This window comes from Variovorax sp. Soil_C_17 (assembly GCF_057657265.1).
Genome location: NZ_JBDGIT010000002.1, coordinates 60,563 through 75,145, shown reverse-complemented (window position 1 = coordinate 75,145; position 14,583 = coordinate 60,563). Strand labels below are relative to the sequence as shown.

Here is a 14,583-nt window from a genome sequence, read left to right as displayed (position 1 = left end):
GATCGCCGGTGCGATCGCGCCGGCCTCCAGCGCAGGGTGAATAGCCAAGGCCAAACAAGCCCTCTACAATTTCGCCGATGCTCCATCTCCGCGCAATCCTGTTGTGGCTCATGATGCTGGCGGTGCCTTTTCAGGGCTACGCGGCCGTGGCCATGGCGTTTTGCGCACCCGAGCCGACGCATTCGGGCTCGGGCGTCGTCCACGACCACAGCCGGCACGATCACGGCACGCAAGGCGCGGAGCACCATCATGCAAGTGTGAGCAGCGATGACAGTTCGGGCCACCATGATGCTTTGGGCGCGCATGATGATTCGTCGGACGCTTCTCACAAATGCGGCAATTGCGCCGCGTGTCATTCGGTCGGCATGACGCCGACCCTCGACACACCCATTCTCCACGGTCTGCCCCAGGCCGATCTCGCAGAGCCTCTGCGCGCGATGGCGACTGTGTCGCCCAGCGTTCCCCACAAACCCCCTCGGGCGTAACTGCGTCCAGCGCCCGGCAGTTCTGCTGCCGGCGATGGGGCGCGCATGCACCGCTCGTGTCGTCACGCCCTTCGCGGGCTTCTGACGGCATGCCGTTCATGAACATCGCGAGGATCCCATGTTCACTTTCCTGCCGGCCCGTTGGCTGGCTGCCTTGCCCGCCCTGGCCGCCTTGGCAGCGGGCGCTCAGACCGGCCCTGCGCCGGTCCCCGCAACCGCCGCCGAACCTGCGGCAGCGCTTTCCTTCCGGTCGGCGATGGACGGCTACAAGCCGTTTGCCGACGAAAAGCCCGTTCCATGGAAAGAGGCCAATGACACCGTCCACCAGCGCGGCGGCTGGCGCGCCTACGCCAAGGAGAGCGCGGGCGAGGTCGAGGACAAGTCATCCGAAGCCTCTGGTCCGCACACCGGGCATTCGATGTCCATGCCGAAGTCGACGGGACCGAAGGAAAAGCCATGAGGCCGCCGCTGCAGATCGCATCGATCGCCCTCGCCGCTGCATTCCTTGCCGGCTGTGCTTCCGTTGGAGTCGACGATGCGCTGAAGGAGACGAACTCCTCCGCCTCGCAGTTCACGGGAGGAAAGCTCGAGCTGAGCCGAACCGAAGAGCAGCGAGAGGCCCGTGCCGCGCTCTCGCAAGAGCTGCTCGGCAAGCCGCTGTCGCAGGATGACGCAGTCCGCCTGGCGCTCGCGAACAGCCCCGCGCTGCAGGCGCTGATCGCGCAAGGCTGGGCCGACATTGCCGCAGCCAACCAAACGGGCCGGTTGCCGAATCCGGTCTTCACCTTCGAGCGCCTGCGCCTCGGCGACGAGCTCGAAATCGGGCGCTTGCTGTCCTTCGGCCTGGTCGATCTGATCCTGCTGCCGCAGCGGCTGTCGATCTCCCGAAGCCAGGCCGCTCAGGCACAGGTGCAGCTGAGCGGCGCGGTGGTGGACCAGGTGACGCAGGTACGCCAAGCATGGGTACGCGCCGTCGCGGCCCGACAGTCGCTGCAGTACGCAGAGCAGGTCAAGGAATCGGCGGAGGCCAGCGCCGAGCTCGCCCGGCGCATGCAACTCGTCGGCAACTTCAGCAAGCTGCAGCGCGCACGCCAGCAGGTGTTCTATGCAGATGCCACCACGCAGCTGGCCACGGCTCGCCATGCGGATACCTCCGCGCGCGAGGAACTGGTCCGCGCCCTCGGCCTCGACGATGCACAGGCCGACAGGCTGAAGCTGCCTGAGCGCCTGCCGGATCTGCCCAAGGCACCTCGCGCGGCAAGCGAGGTGGCAGCGAGCGGCACGGAGCAACGCCTGGATGTGCAGCAAGCCCGGGCGCAGCTCGACCTCGCAGGAAAGTCGCAGGGCATCAGTCTGCTGTCGACCTTCATCGATGTGGAGGCCGGCATCCGGAGGGATACGGTCTTCGACAACGCCGAGGGAACCCGCGGGACGCGGCGCGGTTTCGAGCTCGACATCCGCCTGCCGCTCTTCGATTGGGGATCTGCCCAGCGCGATGCGCTGAATGCCCGGACGCTCGCAGCAGCCAACCGCTACGACGCCACCGTGCGTGGCGCAACTTCGCAGCTGCGCGAGGGCTATTCCGCCTATCGCACGGCCTACGACATCGCGCGCCACTACCGGGACGAGATCGTGCCGCTGCGCCAGACCATGGCGGACGAGAACGTGCTTCGCTACAACGGGATGCTGATCGGGGTGTTCGAGTTGCTGGCCGAAGCCCGTGATCAGATCACGAGCGTGAACAACGCCATCAACGCGCAGCAGCAGTTCTGGCTTGCAGACGCAGCCCTCGCGGCATCCGTGATCGGCAAGCCCTCGGCCATGACGGCGCCGACGACCAGCGCAGGTGCACCGCCGGCGGCCGCTGCCGCTCACTGAGCGAATTCCTTCCACAGACCAACATGACGAACAGACGCAACTTCCTGAGCGGTGCAGGTGCCATCACCGGCGCGATCGCAACCGCCTCGGTCGGCAAGGTCGCGATGGCCGCCTTGCCAGAACCGGTGCTGCAGACCAGGCCGGACACCATGCCGCCGCTGGCGCCCTCCACCGGCCGCCCCTACAACCCCGTCGTGACGCTCAACGGCTGGACGCTTCCCTGGCGCATGAACAACGGCGTCAAGGAGTTTCACCTCGTGGCCGAGCCCGTGGTGCGCGAGATGGCACCGGGCTTCAAGGCCCACCTGTGGGGCTACAACGGGCAGTCGCCTGGCCCCACCATCGAGGTGGTCGAGGGCGATCGGGTCCGCATCTTCGTCACCAACAAGCTGCCCGAGCACACGAGCATCCATTGGCACGGCCAGCGTCTGCCCAACGGCATGGATGGGGTGACGGGCCTCACGCAGCCGGCCATCCGGCCCGGCAAGACCTTCGTCTACGAGTTCGTTGCGCGGCGCCCCGGCACCTTCATGTACCACCCACATGCCGACGAGATGACGCAGATGGCGATGGGAATGATGGGATTCTGGGTCACCCACCCGAAGGCGAAGCACCCGTTGATCGACGAAGTCGACCGCGACTTCGTATTCCTGCTCAATGCCTACGACATCGAGCCCGGCAGCGCGACGCCGAAGATCATGACGATGCTGGACTTCAACCTGTGGTCGTGGAACAGCCGGATCTTTCCGGGCATCGATTCGTTCAACGTTCGATTGAACGACAAGGTGCGCATCCGCTTCGGCAACCTGACGATGACCAATCACCCGATGCACCTGCACGGGCACGAGTTCCTGGTCACCGGGACCGACGGCGGCCCGACGCCGAAGAGCACACGGTGGCATGAAGTGACGACGGATGTGGCGGTGGGCCAGATGCGCCAGATCGAATTCCTTGCCAACGAGGAAGGCGACTGGGCCTTCCACTGCCACAAGAGCCACCACACGATGAACGCGATGGGCCACGACGTGCCCACCATGATCGGTGTCGACCACCAGGACATGGTCAAGAAGATCACGAAGCTCGTGCCCGACTACATGGTGATGGGTGAGCGCGGCATGGCCGACATGACCGAGATGGAGATGCCCATTCCCGACAACACGGCGCCGATGATGGGCGGCGAAGGCCCTTTCGGCTCGGTCGAAATGGGCGGCATGTTCAGCGTCGTCAAGGTGCGCAAGGGCCAGAAGCCCGGCGACTACTCGAATACGGGCTGGTTCAAGCATCCGCCAGGCACGGTGGCCTACGAGCTCGATGGACAGCTGCCCGAGCCGCCCCGGGCCCGCGGCGCCGGCGCGGCCGCCATGCCCGCGCAGAACATGCCGGCCAAGAACATCGAAGTGCAGGTTCGAAAACCCACCGGCCATAGCGGCCACTGAGCAGGAGGATCTCCATGTACCCCAGAAGCGTCGTGACCATCCGTGCGCTGACCTTCCTTCTTTTTCTTCCTTGAGGACACCATGCAAACCAATCTCAGAAACATCACCATCGCCGCGCTCGTTGCTCTTGCCGCAAGTGGCGCCGCTGCAGCTGGAAGCCATGAGGGTGGCCATGGCCACGGTGAGGCCATCGGCAAGCCCGGTGTCGCGGCGAAGGCGACACGCACCGTGAACGTCGACATGACCGACGGCATGCGCTTCAACCCATCCAGCATCGACGTGAAGCAAGGCGAGACCGTGCGCTTCGTGGTCACCAACTCCGGAAAGCTCAAGCACGAGCTGGTGCTCGGTACCGAGAAGGAATTGAAGGAGCACTACGAGGTCATGAAGAAGAACCCGGAGATGGAACACGCCGATCCGAACATGGTGACCCTCGCGGGTGGCAAGACCGGCGAAATCGTCTGGCAGTTCACCAAGGCGGGGAAAGTGGACTTCGCGTGCCTGCAGCCGGGTCACTACGACGCTGGAATGAAAGGCGCTGTGAATGTGTCGAAGGCCGCCAAAAAGTAGGCGAGCGGGCAGAACCGTGTCCTCTTTCCGGCAGCTCCGATCCCAGACCCCTTCCCCTCTCCTCCAAGGAATTCACATGATCAACATTCGATACGCACTCCTCGCCTCAGTTGCCGCACTCGGCATCTCCATGGTTGCGCATGCGCAGCCCAGCCAGGGCGCTGCGCCGGCGGCAAGCGGCGCCCCGGCCGCAACCGCTGCCGAACTCGCCGAGGGCGAAGTCCGCAAGGTGGACAAGGACGGCAAGAAGCTCACGCTCAAGCATGGTCCCTTGAAGAACCTCGACATGCCAGCCATGACGATGGTGTTTCAGGTGAGGGAAGACTCCATGCTGGACAAGGTCCAGGCTGGGGACAAGGTGCGGTTCCAGGCCGAAAAAATCGAGGGCAAATTCACCGTCACCAGGCTCGAAGCTGCACGTTAGCCGCCGCTTGTCCGAAGGAGATCCAAGTGCCACACGAAAGGCATGCCGACTGCATCGAGGCTTGCAACGATGAAGGCCATTCATCGATGAAGGTCCTGCTGGTGGGCAACTACGGTCCGGACAACCAGGCCAGCATGCGGGCGTTCCTGCGCGCTCTCGAGCGCGGGTTGCCCAATCTTGGATGCGAACTGCGGGTCGTCACGCCGCCGCAAAGAATCCAGGGCTTGCTGCCCGCTTCTCGCTGGCGGAAGTGGCTCGGCTACATCGACAAGTTCATCCTCTTCATTCCGAGCCTTGCCTTGCATGCACGCTGGGCAGACGTGGTGCACATCTGCGATCACTCCAACAGCATGTACGTACGCTGGGTCAGGCGCAGGCCGACAATCATCACCTGCCACGACGTCATAGCAGTGCAAGCCGCGAGAGGCATGGTCGAAGGGTGGAATGTCGGATGGAGCGGCCGCCTGTTTCAGCGCCTCATCGCGTCCGGCCTGGCGAAGGCCGACCTGATCGCCTGCGTGTCGCACACAACCGCACGCGATCTGGCCGGTCTGCAGTTGGTGGAGGAGCACCGGATATCGACCGTGCTGAACGGCCTGAACGACAGCTTCTCACTTGTACACCCCCAAGAAGCCCAACAGCTGATCGGACGATTCGGTGTGGGTGCTCAAGACACCTACCTGATCCACGTCGGATTGGATTTGCCTCGCAAGAATCGCAGGGCAGTCGTTGAAACGTTCATCGCGCTTCAACGCCGCGCTGCAGAAACGGGCACCCGCGCTCTCGTGCAACACTTGGTTCTGGTAGGGCCAACGCTGGATGCCGATCTGATCGCCCTGGCATCCCAACATGGTCTCGCTGATCGGATCAGGACCTTGCAAGATGTCTCGCACGAGGAGCTCCGTGCGTTGTACGCCAGAGCCACGGCATTGCTGTTTCCTTCTCTGCAGGAAGGATTCGGCTGGCCGGTGATCGAGGCCCAGGCCTGCGGCTGCCCGGTATTCACATCCGACCTGGCGCCGATGAACGAGATCGGCGGCCCCGGCGCCTGCTACCTGGACCCCCGCGACCCCGAGGCCATGGCCGAAGCCATCGAGCGCGCCGCTGGGCAGTTCGAGCAGATGCGCGCGCTGGGCCTGGAAAACACGCTGAACTACTCGGCAGCACGGATGATGACGAACTATCTGGCGCTGTACCGCCAAGTGCTGGAAGGCAGAAGCGCAGCCATTCTCGACGCAAGAGGAGCAACCGACTGAGCCGTTCGTGGAAGCGCCCTGAAAGGCGAGCGCCGCATTGGCGTATCGTTGGCGTTGGCGGAGAGGGCGAACCTGAATGGCCGGTATGCTGACCTAGGGCCTCTGCTGGACCAAGGTTCTCATGAACGCGAGGCTGGCCGGTGCCAGGGTGCGACCGATCCGGGTGACGATGCCCACCGATCGGAAGGTCGCCGGCTGCAGCGGCTGGTAGCGCAGTCGCTGATCCGGCGCCGGCTTCGCGCACATGCCGAAATCGGCCCTGCCCTCTTCCACCGCGGCCAGCAGCGCCTCGGCCGCGAGTTCCTGCAGCTTGAACTCCACCTGCGGATGCTGCTGCCTGAAGGTGGCGATGGCCGAGGGCAAGAGCGCGACGTTCAAGCTATCACAGAAAACCTCTTTCGTGGATTCCCATATCAGTGCCGGCTGCCTAGACTGGACCCCATCAAGGAGACAGAACATGAACACTGCGGCAGCGGCCCCCCTTGCGGGCGTGCGTGTGGTCGAACTCGGGCAAGTGCTGGCAGGCCCCTTCGCCGGCGCCATCCTGGCGGACCTGGGCGCGGAGGTTGTCAAGGTCGAGCGCGTCGAAGGTGGCGACGATGCACGCCGCATGGGTCCGGCCGATCGCCACGGCGACGCACTGAACTTGGCCATGCTGCACCGGCGCGCGCAGACCGGACGCGGCGGCATGCTGCAGACGTCGCTGCTCGAAAACGCCCTGGTCTGGAACGGTCAGAAGAGCGATGCCTACCTGAACGAAGGACGCCTGCCCGAGCGCCACCGGTCGGGCCATCCCGGCTTCGTACCCTACGAGGCCTTCGACACGGCGGACGGGCCGCTGCTCATTTGCTGCGGCAACGACCGGCTCTTCGCCAAGCTGGCCGAGGTCCTGGACCAGCGTCAATGGCTGGACGACGAGCGATTCGCCATGAACAGGGCGCGCCTGGCGCACAAGGCGGAAATGCTGGCGGAATTGGCGCCCCTGCTGAAAATGCGTTCGCGTGCGGAATGGGCCGAACGCTTCGAGGCCGCGGGCGTGCCCTGCGCGCCCATCAACAGCGTTCCGCAAGCGCTGGACGACCCGCAGGTGCAAGCGCTGGGCCTGTTGGCACATGTGCCCGGCGAGGATTTCCGCCTCACTGCATCTCCGCTGTCCTTCGATGGGCAGCGTCCCGCCATTGCCGCATCCGCGCCGCGCCTTGGCGAGCACAACGCCCACTACGGTCTGCCGGAATTCGTATCTGTCTGATCGCCGACCCCATCGAACAAAGGAGACAACATGATCCATCCCCGCCGCCGAATCGGGCTGCTGCTTGCAGCGGCCGCCTGCGCCCTCGGCCTGCCCACCGCGCACGCGGACGCCTTTCCGAGCAAGCCGATCACGCTGGTGGTGCCCTTCGCGCAAACGGCGGGCGTGGACATGGTCAACGTGCCGTACAAGAGCAATCCCATGGCCATCACCGACCTCATGGGCGGACAGGTGGACTTCATGTTCGCCGATGCCCCGACGGCACTGCCCCAGGTGGAAGGCGGCAAGCTGCGTGCGCTGGCCGTGAGCGGCCCCAAGGAGGCCTTGAGCACGCCCGAGCAGCTGGCGCAGTTCCAGGCGATCGAGTCCGGCAAATGGGGTCGCGTCATCAAGGCCGCAGGCATTCAGCCTGAATGAACCGAGCCGCATCCGCCGACCCTTGGAGCTTCAGATCGTGAACAAGACCATCCGCATCGGGGGCGCCTCCGGCTTCTGGGGCGACAGCAGCGTGGGCGCCACGCAACTCGTGCAAAGCGGCCAGATCGACTATTTGGTGTTCGACTACCTGGCCGAACTCACCATGTCCATTCTGGCCGCCGCGCGCATCAAGAAGCCCGAACTCGGCTATGCCACGGACTTCGTGTCCGTCGCCATGAAAAGCGTTCTCAAAGACGTGGTGGCCAGGGGCATCCGCGTGGTCAGCAACGCCGGTGGCGTGAATCCGCAGGGCTGCGCTGATGCTTTGGCCACGCTGGCCAAGGAACTCGGCGTGGATGTGCGAATCGCTGTTGTCACCGGCGACGACGTGATGCCGTTGCTACCCGAGTTGCGCAACGTCCAGCCACCCGTCGCCGAGCTGCAAAGCGGCGCGACGCTACCTACCGAGGTGGTCAGCGCCAATGCTTACCTGGGCGCCGTTCCCATCAAGGCAGCACTTGACGCTGGCGCGCAGATCGTCATCACCGGCCGCTGTGTCGATTCGGCCGTGACACTGGGCGTGCTGATGCACGAGTTCGCCTGGACGCCACACCAATACGATGAACTGGCCGGCGCCAGCTTGGCCGGCCACATCATCGAATGCGGCTGCCAGGGCACCGGCGGGCTTCACACCGACTGGCACTCGGTGCCCGACTGGGCGCATATCGGCTACCCCATCGTCGAATGTTCAGCGGACGGAAGCTTCAGCGTCACCAAGCCCGAGGGCACCGGTGGACTGATTGCGCCGCAATGCGTGGCCGAGCAATTGCTGTACGAGATTCACGACCCGGCCAGCTACCTGCTGCCTGACGTGGTGTGCGACTTCATGCAGGTGCAGATCGTTCAGACAGGCCCGGAGCATGTGCGGGTGACGGGTGCGCGCGGCCGCTCGCCGACCGACAGCTACAAGGTCTGCGCCACCTATGTGGACGGCTACAAGACCGCGGCGCAACTTACCATCGTCGGCATCGATGCCGTGGCCAAGGCGCGGCGCACGGGCGAGGCGATCCTCACGCGTGTGGGTGAGTTGCTGGAAGCACATGGACTGGCGCCCCTCAGCGCGACTCACCTCGAGGTGCTCGGCGCCGAGTCTTGCTACGGCCCACTCGCCAACCCCGCAGTGGCGCAGACCCGCGAAGCGATCTTGCGCCTCACGGCGCGCCACGCCGACAAGGCGGCCCTGCAACTTCTGGCATCCGAGGTGGCGTCTGCCGGCACGTCCTGGGCGCCGGGTACGACTGGCATCGGTGGGCGACCGAGTGTTTCACCACTGATTCGGCAATACGCCTTCCTGCTGGACAAGAGCAAACTGAAGCCCGCCGTGGTCCTGAACGGCACAGCGATTTCAATTCCCGAAGACCCATCAGGGCGCGACGTTGCATCGCGAGTAGCCGCCAAACCAGCAGCACAAGCGGTGGTGGAGCCGGCTGCGCTTGCCGCCAGCGAGACGGTCGAAGTTCCGCTAATTCAGGTCGCTTGGGCGCGATCGGGAGACAAGGGGGACATCTCCAACATCGGCGTGATCGCGCGCAAGCCCGACTGGCTGCCCGTGCTGCGTCAGCAACTGAGCGAAGCGAGAGTGGCCGAGCACCTGTCGCACCTGATCGCGGGAAAGGTCACACGCTACGAATTGCCAGGCATCGCGGCCTTCAACTTTGTGTGCGAGCAGGCGCTGGCGGGCGGCGGCATGGCATCGCTGCGCAACGACTCGCTGGGCAAGGGCATGGGGCAGATCCTTCTGGCGCTGCCGGTGAAGGTGCCCAAAGCGTGGTTCGCGAAAGCATCGTAGAGGCCTCCGCTCCCCTGGCGGCACCCAGTACGCCTGGGTTCTCGATGCTGCAACCGTGAGAATCTGCCATTCCATCTTGGGCGGCCCTCAGGCGGCGACTGCCTCGATGATCGAGATGCCGCTGGCCGTCGGAATCTCCCGTTGCAAGCTGAAACCCGCCGGCTCGAGCAGGCGACGGTACTCGTCGAGCGTGCGCTGGCGGCCTCCCACCACGGCGAGCATGTGGATGTCGATCGTCTTGGTCCAGTGCGGGCCAGGGTCGTCGGTCAGGAGCCACTCGACGATCAGCAGCCGTGCAGCCGGCGGCGCTGCGCGGCGGATTGCGCGGAATATGGCGAGACTCTCGTTGTCGCCCCAGTCGTGGATCACCTCCATCAGCAGGTAGGCGTCGCAGGCCGGCACCGGATCCTTGAAGAAGTCTCCCGGGTGCAGCGAGAGGCGCTCGGACTGCCGGACGTCGCGCAGCACCTGCGGAAGGTCGAACAGCACGCCTGTGGCCTGTGCCGCGCCATCGAGCACGGCGCGCAGCAGATGGCCTCGGCCGCCGCCGATGTCGCCGATCACGGTGAACCGCGTGAAGTCGTATGCGCCAACGACGGCGGGCACCTGAACCTGGGAGCGCGCCTGCATCGCGGCATCGAAGATCACGCCCTCGTCGGGGTGCCGGGCCAGGTGTGCCCACAGGCCGCCCTCGGCGACCTGCTCGATCGCCGGCTGCCCGGTGCGCAGCGCGTGGTCGAACCGGCCATAGCTGGACCAGTGCACCGCCAGACCCATCATCCGCACCAGCGGGCGCATCGAGCGCGGATGGTCGGTGCGCAGCAAGCGCGACATCGGTGTATGCATGACCTCGTCGCCGCGCAGCTCGAAAAGGCCCTGGGCGGCCAGCAGGCGCAGCACGCGGTGAAGGGCGTCCACGTCTGCACCGACCGCCGCAGCGAGTTGACCAACGCTGCGTGGCGCGTCGTCCAGCGCGTCGGCGACGCCCAGCTCAGCCACCGTGTGCAGGCAGCGCGGCAGGATGTGTCCCGCCGCCATCTCGCGCAGCACCTGAGCGGGATTGCGATCGGCCATGATGCACCTCCTTCGCTGGTACAGGCGTCCAGCTTAAGCATTCGATGCCACCGTGTCGATCCTGGATTGGAACAGCGCGAAGAGGCACGTCGCCGACCTAAAAGTCACCGACACCAGGTGTGATGTTTCAATAGGAAAGAGCCCATGAAAAGGTTCTCCTCCCGGTTCCCCAGGAACTTGCGTCGGTAGGCCACTTCGCGGCCCGGAAAAGGCACCAAATCTTTGATCATGGGGTCCCTCCGTGCATGCGTCTTTAAAGCGAAGTCTGATCGCATGCGTTTGAAATAGATGCCACTGCGTGCTCTCGTTCAGTAGGAGCCCGGTGGCGGCGTCCTCGCGAACTTGAAGCGTCGCGCCGAAGGGGTCATGCCGACGAGCCTGACTCGAGCAGCGCCGACCAGGCCTCCTACGGACGCCTTGACTGCGTCCGCGGTGGGCGATGTCCCGGGATATGAGGGCGAAAGCCCGCATTTGCGCATGATCCGATTTACCTGGTGGATACGGGCCACCTTGCGCGTGACCGATGTGTAGAAGGTCACGCCGATTGAGATCGACAGGCGATCGCCGGGCGCTGTCCAGTCCGCCTTGGATCTCGTCATATGCGGCGAGGTGCTAGGGAAGTAGAGGGCATCGCCCGGTCGCGCGTCGAACTCGAAGCTGCGAGGCAGGAACTCTTCCTTGAAACGCGCCTTCGAGAGCGAATGCGTGACGATGAAATCCTCCACCCCGTCGGCCGGCACGATGCTTCGGTCCCGGTGGTCCCAGACGTTCATGATCTTGCGCCCATGCAACTGCAGCCAGAAGTTGTTTTCGCGATCGATGTGGAAAGGCGTGAGCGAAGGCGGCGCGGAGAAGAATACGAATCCATTTATCCTGAAGATGTCCGGCTGCTCGCGCTCGACGACCGAGCGCATCGAGTTCACGACGGACAGGAGCAGCGCCCGGTATCGCGGGATGACTTCAATGTTGTAGAAGGCTACCGACGAGCCGGGCTCCTCTACGCGCCGGAAGAATTCTTCAATGCTGCGTCCATCCGGATGCCGGCTGTCGTGCGCGATCACGGAGGCGGCCGTCAAGCCCGGTCTCGTGAACCTGCACTGCTCCAAGGGTGCGAGTTCCATCCCGAGCTTCACCAGTTCGGGAACCTGAAAAAGAGGATGCTCGTGAAAGTTGTGATGAAGCGGCGTAATCTTGTAAGTAGAGAAGCCGGTGGGATCATCTGCCCACACACGATGGGTTGCCGGATTCCGGACGGCATGCAGGTTGTCGATGTACATCACATCCTCCAAGAAGGTCTTTGGTCAAACTGGATTCACTTGGCAACGGCCCAGCCGACCCGTTCCGATGGCGGAGCGTGCGCCAGATTTCCCGCCTGCCGGCGTCAAGGTGCGGGCGAGCCTGCTTCCAGATTCACCGTACTAACCAAGGCCACGGGACGGATTCCACGAAGCGCCTCCATAGGGCCCACTTCACAGGCAAGCCAGGCACGCGCGGAGCGTCCCCGGGAACCCAAGAGTTGGCCGACATGCAGACGGCGCACCCATGCAAACGCTAGGCGAGCAGGTGCGACTTCAGGTCATCAGTCGTGGGGGACGTCTAGGGCCGGCGAGATGCGGCCCCAGTCCAAAGGATTCGTCAGCGGCGACCGGTCGCGCCGCCTCGAATGAGGGCAGGAGAACGCAGACTGCGGACCAGACCGCAGGTGCACTCAAGCATGCATCGGCGACGACGTGCTGCACCGATTCGGAAGAGTCGTCTTGCGTCACTGAACCATCGGCGTGATGGTGATGCGCTCGACCCTCCCAGTGGAGCATCGCATGCGTCAAGTCTTCCGGGTTGCCATAAGCGCGAACTTGCCCCCCGATGGCGATCGTCTGCCAGAACGCAGCCATCACCAGAAGCAACAGGACAAACTTGCAGCGCATCGCATCAGTGTAGTCAAAAGTTCTCAGCGCACAAGAGGGGCAACCAAAGGTGCCGCGCGTGTGGAGCGGGCTGCAAACGCTCGCTCGATGAGGCCTCAATCGAGATGATGGTCAGTGTCTGCCAGGTCGTCCCAGCGTGCAGCCGTTCCGCAACTCGGCCTGCACGCAGGCTACGAGAGATGCTCCACTTTAGGAATTCCTTGCCACGGCTGCATCGTCGCAAGCGACGAATTTACGCAGGATGCAGCAACAGCACTCAGCGCGCGCGCCGCATTGGCGACTACACGGTGCTGCCCCATCCGCGCAGCTCGCGCCAAGTGCTCGCCCGAAGTGCGTCGCTTTCTTGGAGCCCCGCGGCGCGGAGCAGAATTGGCAGGTCTGGTCGAAACCAAGGGGGCTCATGGCGCCGTTGGCGGCCGGCGGTGCTTCTTGATCAAACCGGGGGACCACCATGCATGACAGCGACCCTGAGGGCAAGCGCCTTCCCATCAAGCTCGACAGCACCTCGAATGGCGAGTTCGCACCGGTGTCGCTGTGGCCGGCGAACATCGAAGCCAACCGCCTCGCACACGAGGCCGCGGCAACGAACGCCAAGCGGCTGGGATGCTCGAAGCGAGCGTTCCTGACCTCTTCTTGTGGCGCAGCCAGCACGCTGCTGGCCTTCAACGCGGCCAATGCCGCGGCCGGAAGGACAGGCGGCTTCTTCGAGCTGCCCCGCGACGCCTCGCTGGATATGCAGCTCGCGCGCGCGCAGGTCGGCCCTGCCAGGCAGGAGTTCATCCTCGATGTCCAGGGCCACTTCATCGACACGCCCAAAGGCAATTCGAAGAGCGCGGAGGTCTTCCTCAAAGACGTGTTCATGGACAGCGACACCGACGTGATGGTGCTGTCCTTCGTGCCCTCCGCTCGCGACGCCGAGCCGGTCACGATCCAGGCCGCCGACGAGGTGCGCCGGCTGGTCGACAAGCTCGAGGGAACGCACCGGCTGCTGCTGCATGGACGCGTCAACCCGAACCAGCCCGGAGACCTCGAAGGCATGGACGAGTTGCACGAGAAGTGGGGCATCAGCGCCTGGAAGACCTACACGCAGTATGGACCGAACGGCAAGGGCTACTTTCTGCACGACGACGTCGGAATCCGGTTCATCGAGAAGGCTCGCGCACTGGGCGTCAAGAACATCTGCATCCACAAGGGCCTGCCGTTCGGATCACGCTCCTACGAGCACAGCCAGTGCAGCGACATCGGCGTCGTCGCCAGGCGTTACCCGGACGTGAACTTTTTGATTTATCACTCGGGCTTCGTCAGCACGGTGACCGAGAAGGCCTACGACGCGAGCGGCAAGAGCGACGGCATCGACACACTGATTGCGTCCTTGCGCAAACACCAGGTCAAGCCGAACAGCAACGTCTATGCGGAGCTGGGCAGCACGTGGCGCTTCCTGATGCGGGACCCCGAACAGGCGGCTCACGCCCTGGGGAAACTGATCGTCGCGTGCGGCGAGAACAACGTGCTGTGGGGCACGGATTCGATCTGGTACGGTTCACCGCAGGATCAGATCCAAGCCTTCCGGACGTTCCAGATCTCGGCGGAACTGCGCGAACGGCATGGCTATCCCGAGATGACGCCTGCGCTGCGGGCCAAGATATTCGGTCTCAACGCCGCGAACGTGTACGGCTTGACGCCGACGGAAGTGAAGCGATACACCGCCCGCGACTCGGTCGCCCGAAAGCGCATGGCCTACCTGGAGAAACCCGATCCTCACTTCAGGACCTACGGGCCAAAGACGCGACGCGAGTTCCTCAGGGTGTTCGATCCAGCTGGCTGAGCAGCGCAGGGGAGCTGGTCCTTCTGCGGTGATCGCGGCACTGGGCTCGGCTACTTTCAAAAGGTCCTTCATCGCGTCAAGGCCGTGGCTTCGGGGTTCCGGCCCGAGCGGGTCAAGAAAGTGTTCGGTGGTTCCTGGGACTCTGATTCCGGAATGGGAATCGGTGGTTGCAGACAAGCTCGTCTCCTGAAAACC

15 protein-coding genes are annotated in these 14,583 nt (G+C 64.3%); 11 read left to right on the top strand and 4 right to left on the bottom strand.

Features of this window, described 5'->3' with window-relative positions:
* Window positions 1-77 precede the first annotated feature (77 nt).
* The 7 genes from AC3A6Y_RS08960 to AC3A6Y_RS08930 all read left to right on the top strand — a co-directional run bounded on the left by AC3A6Y_RS08960 (window position 78) and on the right by AC3A6Y_RS08930 (window position 6,049).
* Window positions 78-485, top strand: coding sequence for a hypothetical protein (locus tag AC3A6Y_RS08960; protein ID WP_487867884.1), 408 nt, complete (start codon window positions 78-80; stop codon window positions 483-485).
* 118 nt (window positions 486-603) lie between these two features.
* On the top strand, window positions 604-945 hold the full coding sequence (locus AC3A6Y_RS08955) for a hypothetical protein (RefSeq protein ID WP_487867883.1): 342 nt from the start codon (window positions 604-606) through the stop codon (window positions 943-945).
* Complete coding sequence (locus AC3A6Y_RS08950) at window positions 942-2,363, top strand: TolC family protein (RefSeq protein ID WP_487867882.1); 1,422 nt, start codon at window positions 942-944, stop codon at window positions 2,361-2,363. Before AC3A6Y_RS08955 ends, AC3A6Y_RS08950 begins: the two co-directional genes overlap by 4 nt.
* Window positions 2,364-2,386: 23 nt before the next feature.
* The gene (locus tag AC3A6Y_RS08945) at window positions 2,387-3,799 is read left to right on the top strand and encodes a multicopper oxidase family protein (protein ID WP_487867881.1); all 1,413 of its coding nucleotides are present in this window, start codon (window positions 2,387-2,389) and stop codon (window positions 3,797-3,799) included.
* Between the two features lie 81 nt (window positions 3,800-3,880).
* Entirely contained in the window at window positions 3,881-4,369 is a 489-nt protein-coding gene (locus tag AC3A6Y_RS08940) for a cupredoxin domain-containing protein (RefSeq protein WP_487867880.1), read from the top strand.
* 76 nt (window positions 4,370-4,445) lie between these two features.
* The gene (locus AC3A6Y_RS08935) at window positions 4,446-4,793 is read left to right on the top strand and encodes a copper-binding protein (RefSeq protein ID WP_487867879.1); all 348 of its coding nucleotides are present in this window, start codon (window positions 4,446-4,448) and stop codon (window positions 4,791-4,793) included.
* An 86-nt stretch (window positions 4,794-4,879) separates the two neighbouring features.
* Window positions 4,880-6,049, top strand: a complete 1,170-nt coding sequence (locus tag AC3A6Y_RS08930; protein WP_487867878.1) for a glycosyltransferase family 4 protein — start codon at window positions 4,880-4,882, stop codon at window positions 6,047-6,049.
* A 93-nt stretch (window positions 6,050-6,142) separates the two neighbouring features.
* On the opposite strand, the gene AC3A6Y_RS08925 is transcribed toward AC3A6Y_RS08930, so the two are convergent.
* On the bottom strand, window positions 6,143-6,427 hold the full coding sequence (locus AC3A6Y_RS08925) for a LysR substrate-binding domain-containing protein (protein WP_487867877.1): 285 nt from the start codon (window positions 6,425-6,427) through the stop codon (window positions 6,143-6,145).
* Window positions 6,428-6,506: 79 nt separating this feature from the next.
* On the opposite strand from AC3A6Y_RS08925, the gene AC3A6Y_RS08920 reads away from it, so the two are divergent.
* The 3 genes from AC3A6Y_RS08920 to AC3A6Y_RS08910 are packed head-to-tail and all read left to right on the top strand — an operon-like array spanning window position 6,507 to window position 9,564.
* A complete protein-coding gene (locus AC3A6Y_RS08920) occupies window positions 6,507-7,298 on the top strand; it encodes a CaiB/BaiF CoA transferase family protein (RefSeq protein WP_487867876.1) in 792 nt (263 codons plus the stop codon).
* A gap of 30 nt (window positions 7,299-7,328) precedes the next feature.
* Window positions 7,329-7,715 (top strand): tripartite tricarboxylate transporter substrate-binding protein, encoded by a 387-nt coding sequence (locus AC3A6Y_RS08915; RefSeq protein ID WP_487867875.1) that lies wholly within the window; start codon window positions 7,329-7,331, stop codon window positions 7,713-7,715.
* A gap of 34 nt (window positions 7,716-7,749) precedes the next feature.
* On the top strand, window positions 7,750-9,564 hold the full coding sequence (locus AC3A6Y_RS08910) for an acyclic terpene utilization AtuA family protein (RefSeq protein ID WP_487869030.1): 1,815 nt from the start codon (window positions 7,750-7,752) through the stop codon (window positions 9,562-9,564).
* 87 nt (window positions 9,565-9,651) lie between these two features.
* Here the strand turns inward: AC3A6Y_RS08910 and AC3A6Y_RS08905 are convergent, their stop codons facing one another.
* From AC3A6Y_RS08905 to AC3A6Y_RS08895, 3 genes are all read right to left on the bottom strand, one after another.
* The gene (locus AC3A6Y_RS08905) at window positions 9,652-10,638 is read right to left on the bottom strand and encodes a methyltransferase (RefSeq protein ID WP_487867874.1); all 987 of its coding nucleotides are present in this window, start codon (window positions 10,636-10,638) and stop codon (window positions 9,652-9,654) included.
* A gap of 308 nt (window positions 10,639-10,946) precedes the next feature.
* Window positions 10,947-11,915, bottom strand: coding sequence for a JmjC domain-containing protein (locus AC3A6Y_RS08900; RefSeq protein WP_487867873.1), 969 nt, complete (start codon window positions 11,913-11,915; stop codon window positions 10,947-10,949).
* A 294-nt stretch (window positions 11,916-12,209) separates the two neighbouring features.
* Complete coding sequence (locus AC3A6Y_RS08895) at window positions 12,210-12,563, bottom strand: hypothetical protein (protein ID WP_487867872.1); 354 nt, start codon at window positions 12,561-12,563, stop codon at window positions 12,210-12,212.
* A 451-nt stretch (window positions 12,564-13,014) separates the two neighbouring features.
* On the opposite strand from AC3A6Y_RS08895, the gene AC3A6Y_RS08890 reads away from it, so the two are divergent.
* Entirely contained in the window at window positions 13,015-14,388 is a 1,374-nt protein-coding gene (locus AC3A6Y_RS08890) for an amidohydrolase family protein (protein WP_487867871.1), read from the top strand.
* Window positions 14,389-14,583: the final 195 nt, after the last annotated feature.